This window comes from Streptomyces sp. NBC_00009 (assembly GCF_045040855.1).
Lineage (GTDB): Bacteria > Actinomycetota > Actinomycetes > Streptomycetales > Streptomycetaceae > Streptomyces > Streptomyces aureus.
The window spans coordinates 3,373,409-3,389,643 of the sequence record NZ_CP108312.1; the positions used below are offsets into that span (position 1 = coordinate 3,373,409).

Genomic DNA, 16,235 nt, shown 5'->3' on the forward strand with positions numbered 1-16,235 from the left:
TCTCAGGCTCCGAGCAACTTGCGCACCCGGTCCGCGCCCACGGCGAGCAGCAGCGTGGGAAGCCGCGGCCCGGTGTCACGGCCGACGAGCAGGTCGTACAGGAGCGCGAAGAACGACCGCTGGGCCGTCTTGATCTCCGGCGGCAGCTCCTTCGGCGTCGCGTCCGGCGAGAAGCCCGCCTGGACCTTCGGCACGCCGTAGACGAGGTGCGTCAGGCCGTCGAGGGACCAGTGCGAGTCCAGACCGTCGAGGAGGAGCCGCAGCGACTCGCGGGCCTCGTCGTCGAGCGCGGCCAGCGCCTGCGTGTCCGGCTCGGCACGCACCAGGGTGCGGGACTCGGCCGGCGTGTACTTGCTGATCCACGTCTCGGCCCGGTCGAGCCGCGGCCGCACCTCGTCGAGCGTGGTGACCGGGTTCTCCGGGTCGAGCTCGCTGAGGATGCGGAGGGTCTGGTCCTCGTGGCCGGCGGTGATGTCGGCGACGGAGGCCAGCGTCCGGTACGGCAACGGCCGCGGCGTGCGCGGCAGTTCACCGGCCGCGGTGCCCACGGCGCGCGTGTACGCGGCGGCGTCCGCCGGCAGCACGGAGCCGTCGGCGACCTTCGCGGCGAGCTTGTCCCACTCGTCGTAGAGCCGCTGGATCTCCTGGTCGAAGGCGATCTTGAAGGACTGGTTGGGCCGGCGGCGGGCGTACAGCCAGCGAAGGAGCTGCGGCTCCATGATCTGGAGCGCGTCGGCCGGGGTCGGGACCCCGCCCTTGCTGGAGGACATCTTCGCCATGCCGCTGATGCCGACGAACGCGTACATCGGGCCGATCGGCTGCTTGCCGCCGAAGATCCCGACGATCTGCCCGCCGACCTGGAACGACGAGCCCGGGGACGAGTGGTCGACACCGGACGGCTCGAAGATCACGCCCTCGAACGCCCAGCGCATCGGCCAGTCGACCTTCCAGACCAGCTTGCCGCGGTTGAACTCCGTCAGCCGGACCGTCTCGCTGTGGCCGTCGAGCGTGCAGGTGTAGGACAGCTCCGTCGTCTCGTCGTCGTACGACGTGACGGTGGTGAGGTCCTTGCCGCACTCGCCGCAGAACGGCTTGTACGGGTAGTAGCCGCCCGCGCCGCCGCTGCCGTCGTCCTCGTTCGCCGCGCCGGAGCCCTCGGCGGCCTCCAGCTCGGCCTCGTCGACCGGCTTCTGCTGCTTCTGCTGCTGCGGCTTCTTGTCGGGGTTCTTCTTGGTCCGGTACTGGTCGAGGATCGCGTCGATGTCGCCGCGGTGCTTCATCGCGTGCAGGATCTGCTCGCGGTAGACGCCCGACGTGTACTGCTCGGTCTGGCTGATGCCGTCGAACTCGACGCCCAGCTCACCGAGCGCCCCGGTCATCGCGGCCTTGAAGTGCTCCGCCCAGTTCGGGTACGCCGATCCGGCGGGCGCCGGGACCGAGGTGAGCGGCTTGCCGATGTGCTCGGCCCAGGACTCGTCGACGCCGGGGACACCGGCCGGGACCTTGCGGTACCGGTCGTAGTCGTCCCACGAGATCAGGTGCCGGACCTCGTACCCGCGGCGGCGGACCTCGTCGGCGACCAGGTGCGGGGTCATGACCTCGCGCAGGTTCCCCAGGTGGATGGGGCCGGACGGGGAGAGTCCGGACGCGACGACAACGGGTTTGCCCGGGGCACGACGCTCCGACTCGGCAATGACCTCGTCCGCGTAACGGGAGACCCAGTCGGTGGTCTCTGTGCTCTGAGCCACGATCGGCACGTCCTTCTTCCTCATACGTGGAGTGCGTCAGGGACGCCTGACCGTTCCATTCTCCCAGCTGCGCCCCCATCCGCGAAAACCGCTTTTCACCGCGTGGGATACTGAGCTTCTCTGTATATGGAGAAACCCAGGCACCCGAGCAGAACGGCACCTCACCCATGGCCTCGGTCACGTCCCTCACCGCTTCCGTCCACCAGCGTCTCGCGGACGCCCTCTCGGCCGCCCTGCCGGAGGCCGGCGCCGCGGACCCGCTGCTGCGACGAAGTGACCGGGCCGACTTCCAGGCCAACGGGATCCTGGCCCTCGCCAAGAAGGCGAAGGCGAACCCGCGCGAGCTCGCGGCGACCGTCCTGGACGCCCTCCCGGCCAACGACGTGATCAAGGACGTCGAGGTCTCGGGCCCCGGCTTCCTGAACATCACGATCGCCGACAAGGCCATCATCGAGACCCTGGCCGCCCGCGCCGCCGACGACCGCCTCGGCGTGCCGTTCCAGCAGGACGCGGGCACGACGGTCATCGACTACGCCCAGCCGAACGTGGCGAAGGAGATGCACGTCGGCCACCTGCGGTCCGCCGTGATCGGCGCCGCGATGGTCGAGATCCTGGAGTTCACCGGCGAGAAGGTCGTCCGGCGCCACCACATCGGCGACTGGGGCACCCAGTTCGGCATGCTCATCCAGTACCTCCTGGAGCACCCGCACGAGCTGGACCACGAGGGCGGCAAGGTGGACGGCGAGGCGGCGATGTCGTCGCTGAACCGGCTCTACAAGGCCTCGCGCGCGCTCTTCGACTCCGACGAGGAGTTCAAGGCCCGCTCCCGGGACCGCGTCGTGGCCCTCCAGGCCGGGGACGCGGAGACCATCGCCCTGTGGCAGCGGTTCGTCGACGAGTCGAAGATCTACTTCTACTCGGTCTTCAACAAGCTCGACATGCAGATCGACGACCCGGACGTGGTCGGCGAGTCCGGCTACAACGACATGCTCGAGGAGACCTGCCGGATCCTGGAGGAGTCGGGCGTCGCCGTCCGCTCCGAGGGTGCGCTGTGCGTCTTCTTCGACGACGTGCTGGGCCCCGACGGCAACAAGGTCCCCCTGATCGTCAAGAAGTCGAACGGCGGCTACGGCTACGCCGCGACCGACCTCTCCGCGATCCGGGACCGCGTCCAGAATCTCAAGGCGTCGACGCTCCTCTACGTCGTGGACGCCCGGCAGTCGCTCCACTTCAAGATGGTCTTCGAGACGGCCCGCCGCGCCGGCTGGCTGAACGAGGACGTGAAGGCGCACCAGCTGGCCTTCGGCACGGTCCTCGGCAAGGACGGCAAGCCGTTCAAGACCCGTGAGGGCGAGACGGTACGCCTGGTGGACCTCCTCGACGAGGCGATCGACCGTGCCACGTCCGTCGTGCGCGAGAAGGCCGAGAAGGTGGGCCTGGCCGAGGAAGAGATCGTCGAGAACGGCGTGTACGTCGGCATCGGCGCGGTGAAGTACGCCGACCTGTCGACCTCCGCCGTGCGGGACTACAAGTTCGACCTGGACCAGATGGTGTCGCTGAACGGCGACACGAGCGTGTACCTCCAGTACGCGTACGCCCGTATCCGCTCGATCTTCGGCAAGGCGGGCGACCGCAGGCCTCTCGCGCACCCGGAGCTGGAGCTGGCCCCGGCCGAGCGGGCCCTCGGCCTGCACCTGGACCAGTTCGGCGAGACGCTGGCCGAGGTCGCGTCGTCGTACGAGCCGCACAAGCTGGCCGCGTACCTGTACCAGCTGGCGTCGCTGTACACGACGTTCTACGACCAGTGCCCGGTCGTGAAGCCGGCGCCCGCGCCGGAGGTCGCCGAGAACCGGCTGTTCCTGTGCGACCTGACGGCCCGCACGCTGCACCAGGGCATGGCGCTCCTGGGCATCAGGACGCCCGAGAAGCTCTGACCCAGCCCGATACGACTGTGGCCCGCGGGAGAAATCCGGCGGGCCACAGTCGTCTCGGTGGGCTACTGGCGCTTGCCCCAGCTGCCCGCCCCGATCGGGTAGTCGTAGCCGGGGCGGCCGACGTCGGCGCTGGTGCGGAAGGCCCGCCCCTGGTCGTCGACCTTCAGAACACCGTGGCGGGAGCCGCTCGACCACTTCAGCTCCAGGACCCAACTGACGTCGTGGGCCTTGGTGTTCGCTTTGATGTAGAAGACCTCGGGGTCGCTCTCGCTGACCTTGTACGGGAAGTCGCGCTGCCCGTTCTTCGGCGCCGAGACCGGGCGGGGCGCGTCGAGATCCACGCCGAACGACTTCGTGTCGACGTTGCCCCCGCAGCCCACACCCATCGAGTAGTCGTTCCACGCGAGCGGCGCACCGGACTTCATGACGCGGACGTTCATGTCCTCCAGGACCACGGTGTCACTGCCGGTCCCCTGGACGGTGAGCTTGATGAACTGCTCCCCCGAAGCGACCGCGCCGATCGCACCGACCCAGTTCGGGGCGTCCTGTTCGAGGGGCGGCGGGGGCACCTCGGCCGGCGGCCGGTCGATCAGGAAGTGCTGACTGCAGGGGCTCTCGTAGACGTACGGGGTGGTGGCGACGGTCAGCGGGGTGCCGGTGCCTTCGCCTGCCGCCGGGGCGGACGGGGTGCCCGGTGCGGCACCGGCCGGGGCGCCGCTGCGGGACGGGTCCGCGGAGGGCTTGTGCTTGCGGCCCGGTGACGGGGACGCCGTACCGGACGGGTCCGCGGAACGGGCTCCCGGCGTGACGGACGAGGTGGCCCCGGCGCGGTCCTTCCGGCCGCCGCCGTCACCGCTTCCGCCTCCGCTTCCGCCTCCGGCGAGGTGCACGGCGAACGCGCCGGCTCCCCCGGCCACGACGACGGCCAGGGCGGCGGCGAGCACGACCGCGCGACGGGAGCGGCGCTTCTCGGGGGCGGGCACGGGCGCCGCGTCGGGCGCAGGCGCCGCGTCGGGCACAGGCTCCGCATCGGGCGCGGGTGCCACCGCCGGGGGCTCCTCCACCGCCGCCACCGGCTTCGTCCTGCGCGCCGCGTCCGCGAGGACCCACAGCCGGTGCAGCTCGACGAGCTCCTCGGGACCGGCCTTGCACACCCGCGCCAGCCGCTCGACCGGCGCGTAGTCGACCGGCACCGCGTCCCCGTTGCAGTACCGGTGCAGCGTCGACGTACTCATGTGCAGCCGCTTCGCGAGTACGCCGTAACTCAGACCCGAGCGCTCCTTCAGCCCTCGCAGCAGCGTCGCGAACTCGGCCGTCCCGTCAGCCTCAGCCACCGTTCCCCAACCCCCTCATCCCATTCCGGCATTCCAGGGCATGGTCGTTTCCCCAGGTCAGAGCCGGTACGAACGTTCCAGCGTCCCAAGTGGTCCTGCAGCGCTGGCGATTGGGACAGATCACCGCACAAGCTCTGGTCATCCAAGCACGCCGCTTCCGAAGGGGATCACCAGTGTCCATCGCCGCACCCACCCGCTCCCGTGTCCGCCTCCTCACGGCCGCCGCCACGGTCGCCCTGGCCGCGCTCTCCCTGACCGCCTGCAACAACGGGGACGGGGTCCGCGACGAGGGCGCGTCGCAGCAGCCGTCGAAGTCGGCGCCGGCCGACGGCGACAGCGGCAAGGACACGAGCGCCGGATCCACGACGGGCGACAAGACCGGCTCCGGGACGGGCGCCGGCAGCGGAAACGGCACCGGCGCCACCACCAAGCCGAAGCCCCAGCCCGCCTCCACCGGCAAGAACAACCCCACCGCCTCCACCGCCCGCGTCACGTGCAACGGCTCCACGGTCAAGGTCACCGCCCAGTCCGTCTCGCGCCCCGTCAACCACATGCTCCTGACGGTGACCAACACCGGCTCGAAGCGATGCGACCTGTACGGCTACCCGGCCGTCCGTTTCGGCGAGGCCCAGTCGGTCCCGCCGGTGATCGACGACTCGCAGCCGCAGGCGGTGGTCTCCCTGCCGCCGGGCCAGTCCGCCTACGCGGGCGTCGCACTCTCCGGCGGCGACGACGGCGGCGGCTCCAACGGGCGTACGGAGAAGACACTTGAGGTGTTCTTCCAGGGCCGCAACACGAACGACGGCGGCCCCGGCGCCAAGGCCGCGCTGCCCGCGAAGGGCGTCTACATCGACGACTCGCTCAAGGTCACGTACTGGCAGCAGTCGATGAGCGACGCCCTGACCTGGTAAGCGGCAGAACGTAAAAAGCTGCCCCGCCGGTCATGTACCGGCGGGGCAGCGGGAGTTCAGGGGTCGGGCGCGGTCACAGGCCGCGTGCGACCTCCGTCGCCCAGTACGTGAGGATCATGTTCGCGCCGGCCCGCTTGATGCCGAGGAGCGTCTCCAGGATGGCCCGGTCGCGCTCGATCCAGCCGCGCTGCGCGGCGGCCTCGATCATCGCGTACTCGCCGCTGATCTGGTACGCGGCGACCGGCACGTCCACCGACTCGGCGACCTTGGCGAGGATGTCGAGGTAGGGACCGGCCGGCTTGACCATCACCATGTCGGCGCCCTCTTCGAGGTCGAGCGCCAGCTCCCGCAGGGACTCCCGGACGTTGGCCGGGTCCTGCTGGTACGTCTTGCGGTCGCCGGTCAGCGAGGAGCCGACGGCCTCACGGAACGGCCCGTAGAACGCCGACGAGTACTTCGCGGTGTAGGCGAGGATCGAGACGTCCTCCTTGCCGATGGTGTCGAGCGCGTCGCGGACCACCCCGACCTGCCCGTCCATCATGCCGCTGGGGCCCACGACATGGGCGCCCGCGTCGGCCTGGACCTGCGCCATCTCGGCGTACCGCTCCAGCGTCGCGTCGTTGTCGACGCGCCCCTCGGCGTCCAGGACACCGCAGTGCCCGTGGTCCGTGAACTCGTCGAGGCACAGGTCGGACATGACGATGAGGTCGTCGCCGACCTCGGCGCGCACATCGCGCAGTGCCACCTGAAGGATGCCGTCGGGGTCCGTACCGGCCGTCCCGAGGGCGTCCTTCTTCGCGTCGTCCGGCACGCCGAAGAGCATGATCCCGGAGACCCCGGCCTCCAGCGCCTCGACAGCCGCCTTCTTCAGGGTGTCCCGGGTGTGCTGGACGACACCGGGCATGGACCCGATCTCGACCGGCTCGCCGATGCCCTCCCGCACGAAGGCGGGAAGGATCAGGTCGGCCGGGTGCAGTCGCGTCTCGGCGACCATGCGCCGCATGGCGGGGGTGGTGCGCAGCCGCCGCGGCCGCGCACCCGGGAAGGATCCGTACTCAGTCACACCAACACTCCGTGTCTCACTGTCCCGTTGCCCCCGCTGTCCCCCATTGTTCCCTGCGTCAGCAGCCGCCTTACGGCGCCGCCCGACGCCTCCGCGCACCGGGCCGCCGCTCGCTCGGCCGGGACACAGGATCCCCCGCCTCGAGCGCGGCGGTACGCCGCCTCGCACCGAAGTCGGCCAGCGCCTGCGCCAGCCGGTGCACGGACGGCTCCGGAGACATGACGTCCACGCGCAGCCCATGCTCCTCGGCGGTCTTGGCGGTCGCGGGGCCGATGCACGCGATCACGGTCACATTGTGCGGCTTCCCGGCAATACCGACCAGGTTCCGCACGGTCGACGACGACGTGAACAGCACGGCGTCGAACCCGCCGCCCTTGATCGCCTCGCGCGTCTCCGCCGGCGGCGGCGACGCCCGCACCGTCCGGTAGGCGGTCACGTCGTCGACCTCCCACCCGAGTTCGATGAGCCCGGCGACGAGCGTCTCGGTGGCGATGTCGGCGCGCGGCAGGAAGACGCGGTCGATCGGGTCGAAGACCGGGTCGTACGGCGGCCAGTCCTCGAGGAGACCGGCGGCGGACTGCTCACCGCTCGGCACGAGGTCGGGCTTCACGCCGAACGCGATGAGCGCGTTCGCGGTCTGCTCGCCCACCGCGGCGACCTTGATCCCGGCGAAGGCACGGGCGTCGAGCCCGTACTCCTCGAACTTCTCGCGCACGGCCTTGACCGCGTTCACCGAGGTGAAGGCGATCCACTCGTAGCGTCCGGTGACGAGGCCCTTGACCGCGCGCTCCATCTGCTGGGGCGTGCGCGGCGGTTCGACGGCGATCGTCGGCACCTCGTGCGGCACGGCGCCGTACGACGTGAGCTGGTCGGAGAGCGACGCCGCCTGCTCCTTGGTCCGCGGTACGAGCACCTTCCAGCCGAACAGCGGCTTGGACTCGAACCACGAGAGCTGGTCGCGCTGGGCGGCCGCGGAGCGCTCGCCGACCACGGCTATGACGGGGCGACCGCCCTCCGGGGAGGGCAGCACCTTCGCCTGCTTGAAGGTCTGGGCGATCGTGCCGAGCGTCGCGGACCAGGTCCGCTGGCGGGTCGTCGTACCGGCGACCGTGACGGTCAGCGGGGTGTCCGGCTTGCGGCCCGCCGCGACCAGCTCGCCGGCGGCCGCGGCCACCGCGTCGAGCGTCGTCGAGACGACGACCGTGCCGTCGGACGCGCCGACCTCGGTCCAGCAGCGCTCGGAGGCGGTACGGGCGTCGACGAACCGCACGTCCGCGCCCTGCGCGTCCCGCAGCGGAACACCGGCGTACGCGGGCACACCGACAGCCGCCGCGATGCCGGGCACGACCTCGAAGGAGACCCCGCCGGCCGCGCAGGCCAGCATCTCCCCGGCCGCGTCGGTGTCGAGTCCGGGGTCGCCGCTGACGGCACGTACGACCCGCTTGCCGCCCCGCGCGGCCTCCATGACAAGATTGGCGCAGTCCCTCAACGCGGGGACCGCGACGGCAGTTGACGCATCGTCAGCAGCCGTCTGCCCCGGTGTGCCCGGGCTCTCCGCGCCGAGGACGGTCACGCCCGCCTTCGCGTGTGTGCGGACGACGTCGAGCACTTCGGGCTCGGCGATCAGCACATCCGCTCGGGCGAGCGCCTCCACGGCGCGCAGTGTCAGTAGTCCTGGATCTCCGGGACCGGCACCGAGGAAGGTGACGTGCCCGGTTGCCCAGGTGGCCGAAGGGTCAGAGGTGGTGGGGCTCAAAGTGCTCGCTCCCCCATCAGACCGGCCGCGCCCTTGGCGAGCATCTCGGTAGCGAGTTCGCGACCGAGCGCCAGCGCCTGGTCTTCCGTCTCGGGCACGGGACCGGTGGTGGACAGCTGCACCAGCTCGGAGCCGTCGGTCGTACCGACGACGCCGCGCAGGCGCATTTCGTTGGCAATCTGCCCGTCGGCCAGCAGGTCGGCCAGCGCACCCACAGGTGCACTGCAGCCGGCCTCCAGGGCGGCGAGCAGGGATCGCTCGGCGGTCACGGCGATTCGTGTGAACGAGTCGTCGAGCTCTCCGAGCATGGCGGCGAGGTCCGCGTTGGACGCGGCGCACTCGATCGCCAGGGCCCCCTGGCCGGGGGCGGGCAGAACAGTGTCGACCGCGAGGAAGTCCGTCACTTCCCCGATGCGGCCGATCCGGTTCAGTCCGGCGGCGGCGAGCACGACGGCGTCGAGCTCCCCGTTGTGCACGTATCCGACGCGGGTGTCGATGTTCCCCCGGATCGGCACGGTCTGTATGCGCATGCCGTGGCTGCGCGCGTACGCGTTCAGCTGCGACATGCGGCGCGGCGAACCGGTCCCCACGCGAGCCCCGTCGGGGAGCTCGGCGAAGGTCAGTCCGTCGCGGGCGACGAGTACGTCGCGCGGGTCCTCGCGCAGCGGCACGGCCGCCAGCGTGAGGTCGGGGTGGGGCGTGGTCGGCAGGTCCTTGAGGGAGTGCACGGCGAAGTCGACGTCGCCGCGAAGCAGCGCCTCGCGCAGCGCCACGACGAACACGCCGGTACCGCCGATCTGCGCCAGGTGCTCGCGGGACGTGTCGCCGTACGTGGTGATCTCGACCAGCTCGACGGGCCGTCCCGTCACCTGCCGTACGGCCTCAGCCACGAGCCCCGACTGGGCCATGGCGAGCTTGCTGCGCCTGGTCCCGAGCCTGAGTGCCCTGTCCTTCGTCATGATGCCCGGCCTCGATTCTTGGCTACCGGCTCGTTCAGCTCGTTCAGATCGGCCCGTGAGACGGCGGCCACCGCCTCCGGGTCGAGGTCGAAAAGGGTCCGCAGCGCGTCCGCGTACCCGGCACCGCCCGGCTCGGCCGCCAGCTGCTTGACCCGTACGGTCGGCGCGTGCAGGAGCTTGTCCACGACGCGCCGCACAGTCTGGGTGATCTCCGCGCGCTGCTTCTCGTCGAGCTCCGGCAGGCGCCCGTCGAGCCGCGCGATCTCGCCGGTGACCACGTCGGCGGCCATCGTGCGCAGGGCGACGACGGTCGGCGTGATGGTCGCGGCGCGCTGGGCGGCGCCGAACGCGGCGACCTCGTCGGAGACGATGCCCCGCACCTGGTCCACGTCGGCGGCCATCGGCGCGTCGGCCGAGGCCTCCGCGAGCGACTCGATGTCGACGAAGCGCACGCCGCCGATGCGGTGCGCGGCGCCGTCGATGTCGCGCGGCATCGCGAGGTCGAGGAGCGAGAGCCCGCCCGTACGCCCCTCGGTGGCGCGCAGGATCTGGGCCTCGGTCAGGACGAGGCCGGTCGCTCCGGTGCAGGAGACGACGACATCGGCACGTGTCAGTTCGTCGCCGACGCCGTCCATGGGGACGGCGCGCGCAGTCACTCCCGTGCCGCCGGGCTCGCTCAGACTGTGTCCGTGCTGCTCTCCGAGCAGGTGGGCGAGACGCTCGGCGCGCTCCAGCGTGCGGTTGGCGACGACGACCTCGGCGACCCCGGTGCGCGCGAGCGTCGCCGCGGCCAGCGACGACATCGAGCCCGCACCGATCACCAGGGCGCGCTTGTCCTTGGCCCATACGTCGACGGGGCGCCCCGCGGCCAGCTGCTCCAGACCGAACGTGACCAGGGACTGGCCCGCACGGTCGATCCCGGTCTCCGAGTGGGCCCGCTTGCCGACCCGCAGGGCCTGCTGGAACAGGTCGTTGAGGAGACGGCCCGCGGTGTGCAGCTCCTGGGAGCGCGCGAGGCCGTCCTTGATCTGGCCGAGGATCTGGCCCTCGCCCACGACCATCGAGTCGAGCCCGCACGCCACCGAGAAGAGGTGGTGGACTGCCCGGTCCTCGTAGTGCACATAAAGATAAGGAGTGAGCTCCTCGAGACCGACGCCGCTGTGCTGGGCGAGCAGCGTCGAGAGCTCGGCGACACCCGCGTGGAACTTGTCCACGTCGGCGTACAGCTCGATGCGGTTGCACGTCGAGAGCACCGACGCCTCGACGGCGGGCTCCGCGGCAAGCGTGTCGTGGAGCAGCTTCGCCTGGGCGTCCGCGGAGAGCGCGGCGCGCTCGAGGACGCTCACGGGGGCGCTGCGGTGGCTCAGGCCTACGACGAGGAGACTCATGCCGGCATCACGGCGGGGACGTCCCCGTCGGGTCCCTTGCGGGCCGGCTTCGCCGCGGCGGCCGGGGTCTCGGTGCCGGCTTCCTCCGCCGTGTCGTCCTGGCCCTCGCCGGCCTTGCGCTGCTCGTGGAAGGCGAGGATCTGGAGCTCGATGGAGAGGTCGACCTTGCGCACGTCGACGCCGTCCGGCACGGACAGGACGGTCGGCGCGAAGTTGAGGATCGAGGTGACACCGGCGGCGACGAGCCGGTCGCAGACCTGCTGGGCCGCGCCCGCGGGCGTCGCGATGACGCCGATGGACACGCCGTTGTCGTCGATGATCTTCTCGAGGTCGTCGGCGTGCTGCACGGCCATGCCCGCGACGGACTTGCCGGTCATCGCCGGGTCGGCGTCGATCAGGGCGGCGACGCGGAAGCCACGGGAGGCGAACCCGCCGTAATTGGCCAGAGCGGCGCCGAGGTTACCGATACCGACCATCACGATCGGCCAGTCCTGGGTGAGGCCGAGTTCGCGGGAGATCTGGTAGACGAGGTACTCGACGTCGTAGCCCACACCGCGGGTGCCGTACGAGCCGAGGTACGAGAAGTCCTTGCGCAGCTTCGCGGAGTTGACCCCCGCGGCGGCCGCGAGCTCCTCGGACGAGACCGTGGGAACCGAGCGCTCCGACAGGCCGGTGAGGGCCCGGAGGTACAGCGGAAGGCGGGCGACGGTGGCCTCGGGAATTCCTCGGCTGCGGGTCGCCGGTCGGTGAGTTCGGCCAGTTGCCACGGTGCTCCTGCGGGTAGAGCGGGGCTGCGGGCGGTCGTACGTCCCAGGACCGCCCCGTCGAATGCAGGCTATGTCTTTGTGAACGCGTGCACAAAGATGGTGTCCGATTTGCCCGGGCAACGTGACCGGGGTCACGCGCCCCTGGCGCGCGCATATGGAACCGGCGCGCAAGCCGCTTCGTTGCCTGCTTGAAGGGGGCAAAACCGCACACTCTCCTCTACGATCCGCGCCCCCGAGACCAAACCGCCCCCGATCCTAAGCGACTTTCCGGACCACTTGGACTGCTCGGTCAGTGACGGTCGCTACTCCCCCGCGGACCACCGGCGGATCAGCCCGTCAGCGCACGCCGAAGTCGATCTTCGTTCACCTTCCAGAAGTCATGCTGTGCTCCGTCCACGAGCACCACGGGGATCTGCTCCCAGTACAAGCGGTACAGCTCCTCGTCCTGGGTGATGTCCTTCTTCTCCCAGGACGCACCGAGCTCGCCGCACACCCTCTCGATCACCTCCTGCGCGTCGTCGCACAGATGGCAGCCGGGCTTCCCGACCAGGGTGACCAGGCGCTCCTCGGGGCTCTTCTTCTCGCTCCGGCGAAAAATGGGGCTCATACCGGCCATTCTCGCTCCGCCGACGCCTCCCGGCGCACCTCTCCCGCCAGTTGTTTAACGGCTCGGTCGCGGAGAGTTCACAACGCCGAATCCTCACGACTCCGGAACCACCGAACAGACTGGCTATGCTCACGACATGGCCGCTCTCGGATGGCTCACACCCCGTAGGCGCTCCGCCACCGCGCGGAGCGTATTGGCTGGCGAGGCCTCGGCCGAGGCCGCCCGCAAGTCGTCGCAAGAGCTGGAACAGCTCGGCGAGGCGACACAGCCCGACGAAGGCACCCCGGAAACGGAGTTCCCTGTCGTCGGCGACGACAGGGCCGCCGCCTTCTTCGACCTCGACAACACCGTCATGCAGGGCGCCGCGATCTTCCACTTCGGGCGCGGCCTCTACAAACGGAAGTTCTTCCAGCGCCGCGAGCTGGTCAAGTTCGGCTGGCAGCAGGCCTGGTTCAGAATCGCCGGGGTCGAGGACCCCGAGCACATGCAGGACGCCCGCGACAGCGCGCTGTCCATCGTCAAGGGCCACCGCGTCGCCGAGCTGATGTCCATCGGCGAAGAGATCTACGACGAGTACATGGCCGAGCGCATCTGGCCCGGCACCCGCGCCCTCGCCCAGGCCCACCTGGACGCGGGCCAGAAGGTGTGGCTCGTCACCGCGGCCCCCGTGGAGACCGCGACGATCATCGCCCGCCGCCTCGGCCTGACCGGCGCCCTCGGCACGGTCGCCGAGTCCGTCGGCGGCGTCTACACGGGCAAGCTCGTCGGCGAACCCCTGCACGGCCCCGCGAAGGCCGAGGCCGTCCGCGCGCTCGCCGCCGCCGAGGGCCTCGACCTGCGCCGCTGCGCCGCGTACAGCGACTCGCACAACGACATCCCGATGCTGTCGCTCGTAGGACATCCGTACGCGATCAATCCGGATACCAAACTGCGCAAGCACGCACGCGAACGTGACTGGCGGCTGCGCGACTACCGCACGGGCCGCAAGGCCGCGAAGGTCGGCATCCCGGCCGCGGCGGGAGTCGGCGCCCTGGCCGGCGGCACGGCCGCGGCGGTCGCCCTGCACCGGCGTCGCCGCTGACCCGCGGCGCTCCCGGGCGGGAGCGCCAATCGCATCCCCTTACCCCCGCACGGCTCCCGCCAGTCCCGTTGGTTCAACTCGGCCACAACACGCCCCGCGCTCAGACGGAACATGACCTAATCCGATCAACAAGCGGTCACTCTCCGGTACTTGAACCGACTCCGTTCAGTTACGGAAGCGACGTAATCGGTGATTTGAGCAACTGGGTGTAGCGCTCCCTGCACGAAGCGTTATTCTCCTCAGACGCAAACCGGTACCCACACGTCAACACGACGAGTGAACGGTCCCGCACTGCACGTGATGGAAGCTCTGCCTCTGGGAGTCCCGTGTACCCACACGTCGGGGTTGACGCCTCGGGCCTGGCTACGCTGCGCGCAACGGTCTCCGACCGCTTGCGCGGCTTCGTCCCCACCGCGTACGCCGTCCCCGCCCTCGCCGTCGCGGCACCCGCCGCGAACGGCCCTACCGGTCCTTGCTATGCCCTTGCTGACGGGAGCACCACGGTCGGAAGACGAGCCCGCTCCGGTTCCGCCGGTACGTCCACTGCACGCCGCCCCGCCGCGGACAGCGACAGCGCCCGCATGATGGATCTCGTCGAGCGCGCCCAGGCGGGCGAGGCCGACGCGTTCGGCCGTCTCTACGACCAGTACAGCGACACCGTCTACCGCTACATCTACTACCGCGTCGGCGGGAAGGCGACGGCCGAGGATCTCACCAGCGAGACCTTCCTGCGGGCCCTGCGCCGCATCGGCACGTTCACCTGGCAGGGGCGCGACTTCGGCGCCTGGCTGGTCACGATCGCGCGGAACCTGGTCGCCGACCACTTCAAGTCGAGCCGTTTCCGCCTCGAAGTGACCACCGGCGAAATGCTCGACGCGAACGAGGTCGAGCGCAGCCCCGAGGACTCCGTCCTGGAGTCCCTGTCGAACGCCGCCCTGCTCGACGCGGTGCACCGGCTCAACCCCCAGCAGCAGGAGTGCGTGACCCTGCGCTTCCTGCAGGGCCTCTCGGTCGCCGAGACCGCCAAGGTCATGGGCAAGAACGAGGGCGCGATCAAGACGCTCCAGTACCGCGCCGTACGCACCCTGGCGCGCCTGCTCCCGGACGACGCCCGTTAGCGACCGGTGGGGCCCACCCCACCCGACGCGTCGCTCCGTAGCCGTCAACTCACCTTCTGTGAGGGGCAGATGGGATCGCGGTCCGATCATCCGCCGTCCGTAACCCAAGTGCCGCGTCGCTCGTTATGCGGGATGCAGGCTCCCTGTGGTCACTCCCCGACTGCTTCCACTCACTCGATCGTGTGGAAGCGCTCAGGGTGTGCAACCCTCAGGACCCCCTGGGGAGTCGACCGTCATGACGAGAGGAGGTGCCGCCAGTGATCGCGAACGTATCGGCACACCGGCGGGCGAACGCCTTCGCCCAGGCCCTGGAGGAGCAGTCCGACCGGGAAGCTGCGGCCGTACAGCAAGAAGAGCCCCCCGCCGAACAAGGCGAGCAGGGCAAGCTGTTGGCTCTGGCGACCGGACTGGACGAGCTGCCCAAGCCTGAGCTTGACCCCGAGGTCAAGGTGGTTCAACGAGCCCAGCTCGTGGCCGCCATGGAGGCCATGCTGCTCGAAGGCACGGCTGCGGGGGGTGCGGGCCCAGGCCCTTCCGTGCCCGAGCAGCGCGCGCGCAAGGGCGCTCACCGGGCGAGCCCACTGCGGAAGTTGCGACCCCGCTCACGCCTGTCCAAGGGCATCGCGGCCGGCGGCCTCACCGTCGGTGTCGCCGCGGGAGCCTTCGGCGGCGTCGCCGCTGCCAGCTCCGACGCCCTCCCCGGTGACCACCTCTACGGACTGAAACGCGGGATGGAGGACCTGAAACTCGGCATGGCCGACGGCGACTCCGACCGCGGCCGGATCTATCTCGACCAGGCCTCCACCCGCCTGAGCGAAGCGCGCCGGCTCATGGAGCGCGGCCGCAGCGGACAGCTCGACCACGAATCCCTCGGCGAAGTCAGGCGCACGCTCTCCGGCGTCCAGTACGACGCCTCCGAGGGCCACCGCCTGCTCCTCGAGGCCTACCGCAGGGACGGCTCGCTCGGCCCCATCCAGGCCCTGTCGTCGTTCACCCAGTCCCACCGCGAGAACTGGGACGCGCTGCGCGACCGCCTGCCCGTACAACTCGGCGACGTGGGCGCACAGGTCAGCTCGGTCTTCGACGCCATAGACCAAGAGGTCGACCCGCTGCGGTCCCTGCTCCCACAGGCCCCCGAAAAGGACGGCCGCACCGGCGGACAGCCCGGCATCCACGACAGGACGCCCGGCTCCTCCGGCGACGACCGCTCCACCCCGACGGCCGGCGGAGGCTCGCACGGCCACCAGGACAGCTCGGGCAAACCCCGCCCGTCCTCCTCCGGAACCCACGACGACGGCCTCCTCGGCGACACCACCGGCGGCCTCCTCGACCCGCCCAAGGACGACACCAGCCCCACCCCGTCCGAAGGCAAACACACCACCCCGAAGCCCGACGTCACACTCCCGCCCCTCCTCCCAGGCCTGCTGCCCGGCCTGGGAATCGACAGCGAGGACGCGAACTAGTCACTCCGTCACGTGTTACGTGAAGGGGGCGGCCACCGAAATCCGGTGACCGCCCCCTTCACGTATGTCCCTATGCCCTATGTCCCTACGGGCACTTCCCCCGGAC

Annotated in this window: 13 protein-coding genes; 5 read left to right on the forward strand and 8 right to left on the reverse strand. The window is 70.5% G+C overall.

Translation table 11 applies throughout. The features are described 5' to 3' along the window. Positions 1–2: 2 nt before the first annotated feature. Positions 3–1,757, reverse strand: coding sequence for a lysine--tRNA ligase (gene lysS, locus OHA58_RS15070; RefSeq protein ID WP_405484986.1), 1,755 nt, complete (start codon positions 1,755–1,757; stop codon positions 3–5). A gap of 158 nt (positions 1,758–1,915) precedes the next feature. Between lysS and argS the strand changes: the two genes are divergently transcribed. Continuing rightward, positions 1,916–3,682: an arginine--tRNA ligase gene (argS, locus tag OHA58_RS15075; RefSeq protein ID WP_405479138.1), complete on the forward strand. Its 1,767-nt coding sequence runs from the start codon at positions 1,916–1,918 to the stop codon at positions 3,680–3,682. Between the two features lie 62 nt (positions 3,683–3,744). Here the strand turns inward: argS and OHA58_RS15080 are convergent, their stop codons facing one another. Next, positions 3,745–5,016: a helix-turn-helix domain-containing protein gene (locus OHA58_RS15080; protein WP_405479139.1), complete on the reverse strand. Its 1,272-nt coding sequence runs from the start codon at positions 5,014–5,016 to the stop codon at positions 3,745–3,747. A gap of 173 nt (positions 5,017–5,189) precedes the next feature. Between OHA58_RS15080 and OHA58_RS15085 the strand changes: the two genes are divergently transcribed. Then, positions 5,190–5,927, forward strand: coding sequence for a DUF4232 domain-containing protein (locus tag OHA58_RS15085; protein ID WP_405479140.1), 738 nt, complete (start codon positions 5,190–5,192; stop codon positions 5,925–5,927). Positions 5,928–6,000: 73 nt separating this feature from the next. Here OHA58_RS15085 and hemB read toward each other — a convergent pair whose 3' ends face one another. The 6 genes from hemB to OHA58_RS15115 all read right to left on the reverse strand — a co-directional run bounded on the left by hemB (position 6,001) and on the right by OHA58_RS15115 (position 12,476). Beyond that, positions 6,001–6,990: a porphobilinogen synthase gene (gene hemB, locus OHA58_RS15090; RefSeq protein ID WP_376543259.1), complete on the reverse strand. Its 990-nt coding sequence runs from the start codon at positions 6,988–6,990 to the stop codon at positions 6,001–6,003. A gap of 70 nt (positions 6,991–7,060) precedes the next feature. Further along, complete coding sequence (locus OHA58_RS15095) at positions 7,061–8,746, reverse strand: uroporphyrinogen-III synthase (RefSeq protein WP_227296657.1); 1,686 nt, start codon at positions 8,744–8,746, stop codon at positions 7,061–7,063. Continuing rightward, the gene (hemC, locus tag OHA58_RS15100; RefSeq protein WP_405479142.1) at positions 8,743–9,705 is read right to left on the reverse strand and encodes a hydroxymethylbilane synthase; all 963 of its coding nucleotides are present in this window, start codon (positions 9,703–9,705) and stop codon (positions 8,743–8,745) included. The genes OHA58_RS15095 and hemC overlap by 4 nt, the downstream gene beginning before the upstream one ends. Then, on the reverse strand, positions 9,702–11,093 hold the full coding sequence (locus tag OHA58_RS15105) for a glutamyl-tRNA reductase (RefSeq protein WP_405479144.1): 1,392 nt from the start codon (positions 11,091–11,093) through the stop codon (positions 9,702–9,704). The genes hemC and OHA58_RS15105 overlap by 4 nt, the downstream gene beginning before the upstream one ends. After that, a complete protein-coding gene (locus OHA58_RS15110; RefSeq protein ID WP_405479146.1) occupies positions 11,090–11,860 on the reverse strand; it encodes a redox-sensing transcriptional repressor Rex in 771 nt (256 codons plus the stop codon). The genes OHA58_RS15105 and OHA58_RS15110 overlap by 4 nt, the downstream gene beginning before the upstream one ends. 328 nt (positions 11,861–12,188) lie before the next feature. Continuing rightward, complete coding sequence (locus OHA58_RS15115) at positions 12,189–12,476, reverse strand: glutaredoxin family protein (RefSeq protein WP_405479148.1); 288 nt, start codon at positions 12,474–12,476, stop codon at positions 12,189–12,191. Positions 12,477–12,603: 127 nt separating this feature from the next. On the opposite strand from OHA58_RS15115, the gene OHA58_RS15120 reads away from it, so the two are divergent. From OHA58_RS15120 to OHA58_RS15130, 3 genes are all read left to right on the forward strand, one after another. After that, positions 12,604–13,548 (forward strand): HAD family hydrolase, encoded by a 945-nt coding sequence (locus OHA58_RS15120; protein ID WP_405479150.1) that lies wholly within the window; start codon positions 12,604–12,606, stop codon positions 13,546–13,548. Between the two features lie 326 nt (positions 13,549–13,874). After that, on the forward strand, positions 13,875–14,666 hold the full coding sequence (locus tag OHA58_RS15125) for an ECF subfamily RNA polymerase sigma factor, BldN family (protein ID WP_100599392.1): 792 nt from the start codon (positions 13,875–13,877) through the stop codon (positions 14,664–14,666). Between the two features lie 257 nt (positions 14,667–14,923). Beyond that, positions 14,924–16,129 (forward strand): DUF5667 domain-containing protein, encoded by a 1,206-nt coding sequence (locus OHA58_RS15130; protein WP_405479152.1) that lies wholly within the window; start codon positions 14,924–14,926, stop codon positions 16,127–16,129. Positions 16,130–16,235: the final 106 nt, after the last annotated feature.

Excerpts from the sequence above, each read along its gene's own strand:
- OHA58_RS15120 (WP_405479150.1), top strand. The coding sequence starts at position 12,604 with ATGGCCGCTCTCGGATGGCTCACACCCCGTAGGCGCTCCGCCACCGCG.
- OHA58_RS15105 (WP_405479144.1), bottom strand. The coding sequence starts at position 11,093 with ATGAGTCTCCTCGTCGTAGGCCTGAGCCACCGCAGCGCCCCCGTGAGC.
- hemC (WP_405479142.1), bottom strand. The coding sequence starts at position 9,705 with ATGACGAAGGACAGGGCACTCAGGCTCGGGACCAGGCGCAGCAAGCTC.
- OHA58_RS15115 (WP_405479148.1), bottom strand. The coding sequence starts at position 12,476 with ATGGCCGGTATGAGCCCCATTTTTCGCCGGAGCGAGAAGAAGAGCCCC.
- argS (WP_405479138.1), top strand. The coding sequence starts at position 1,916 with ATGGCCTCGGTCACGTCCCTCACCGCTTCCGTCCACCAGCGTCTCGCG.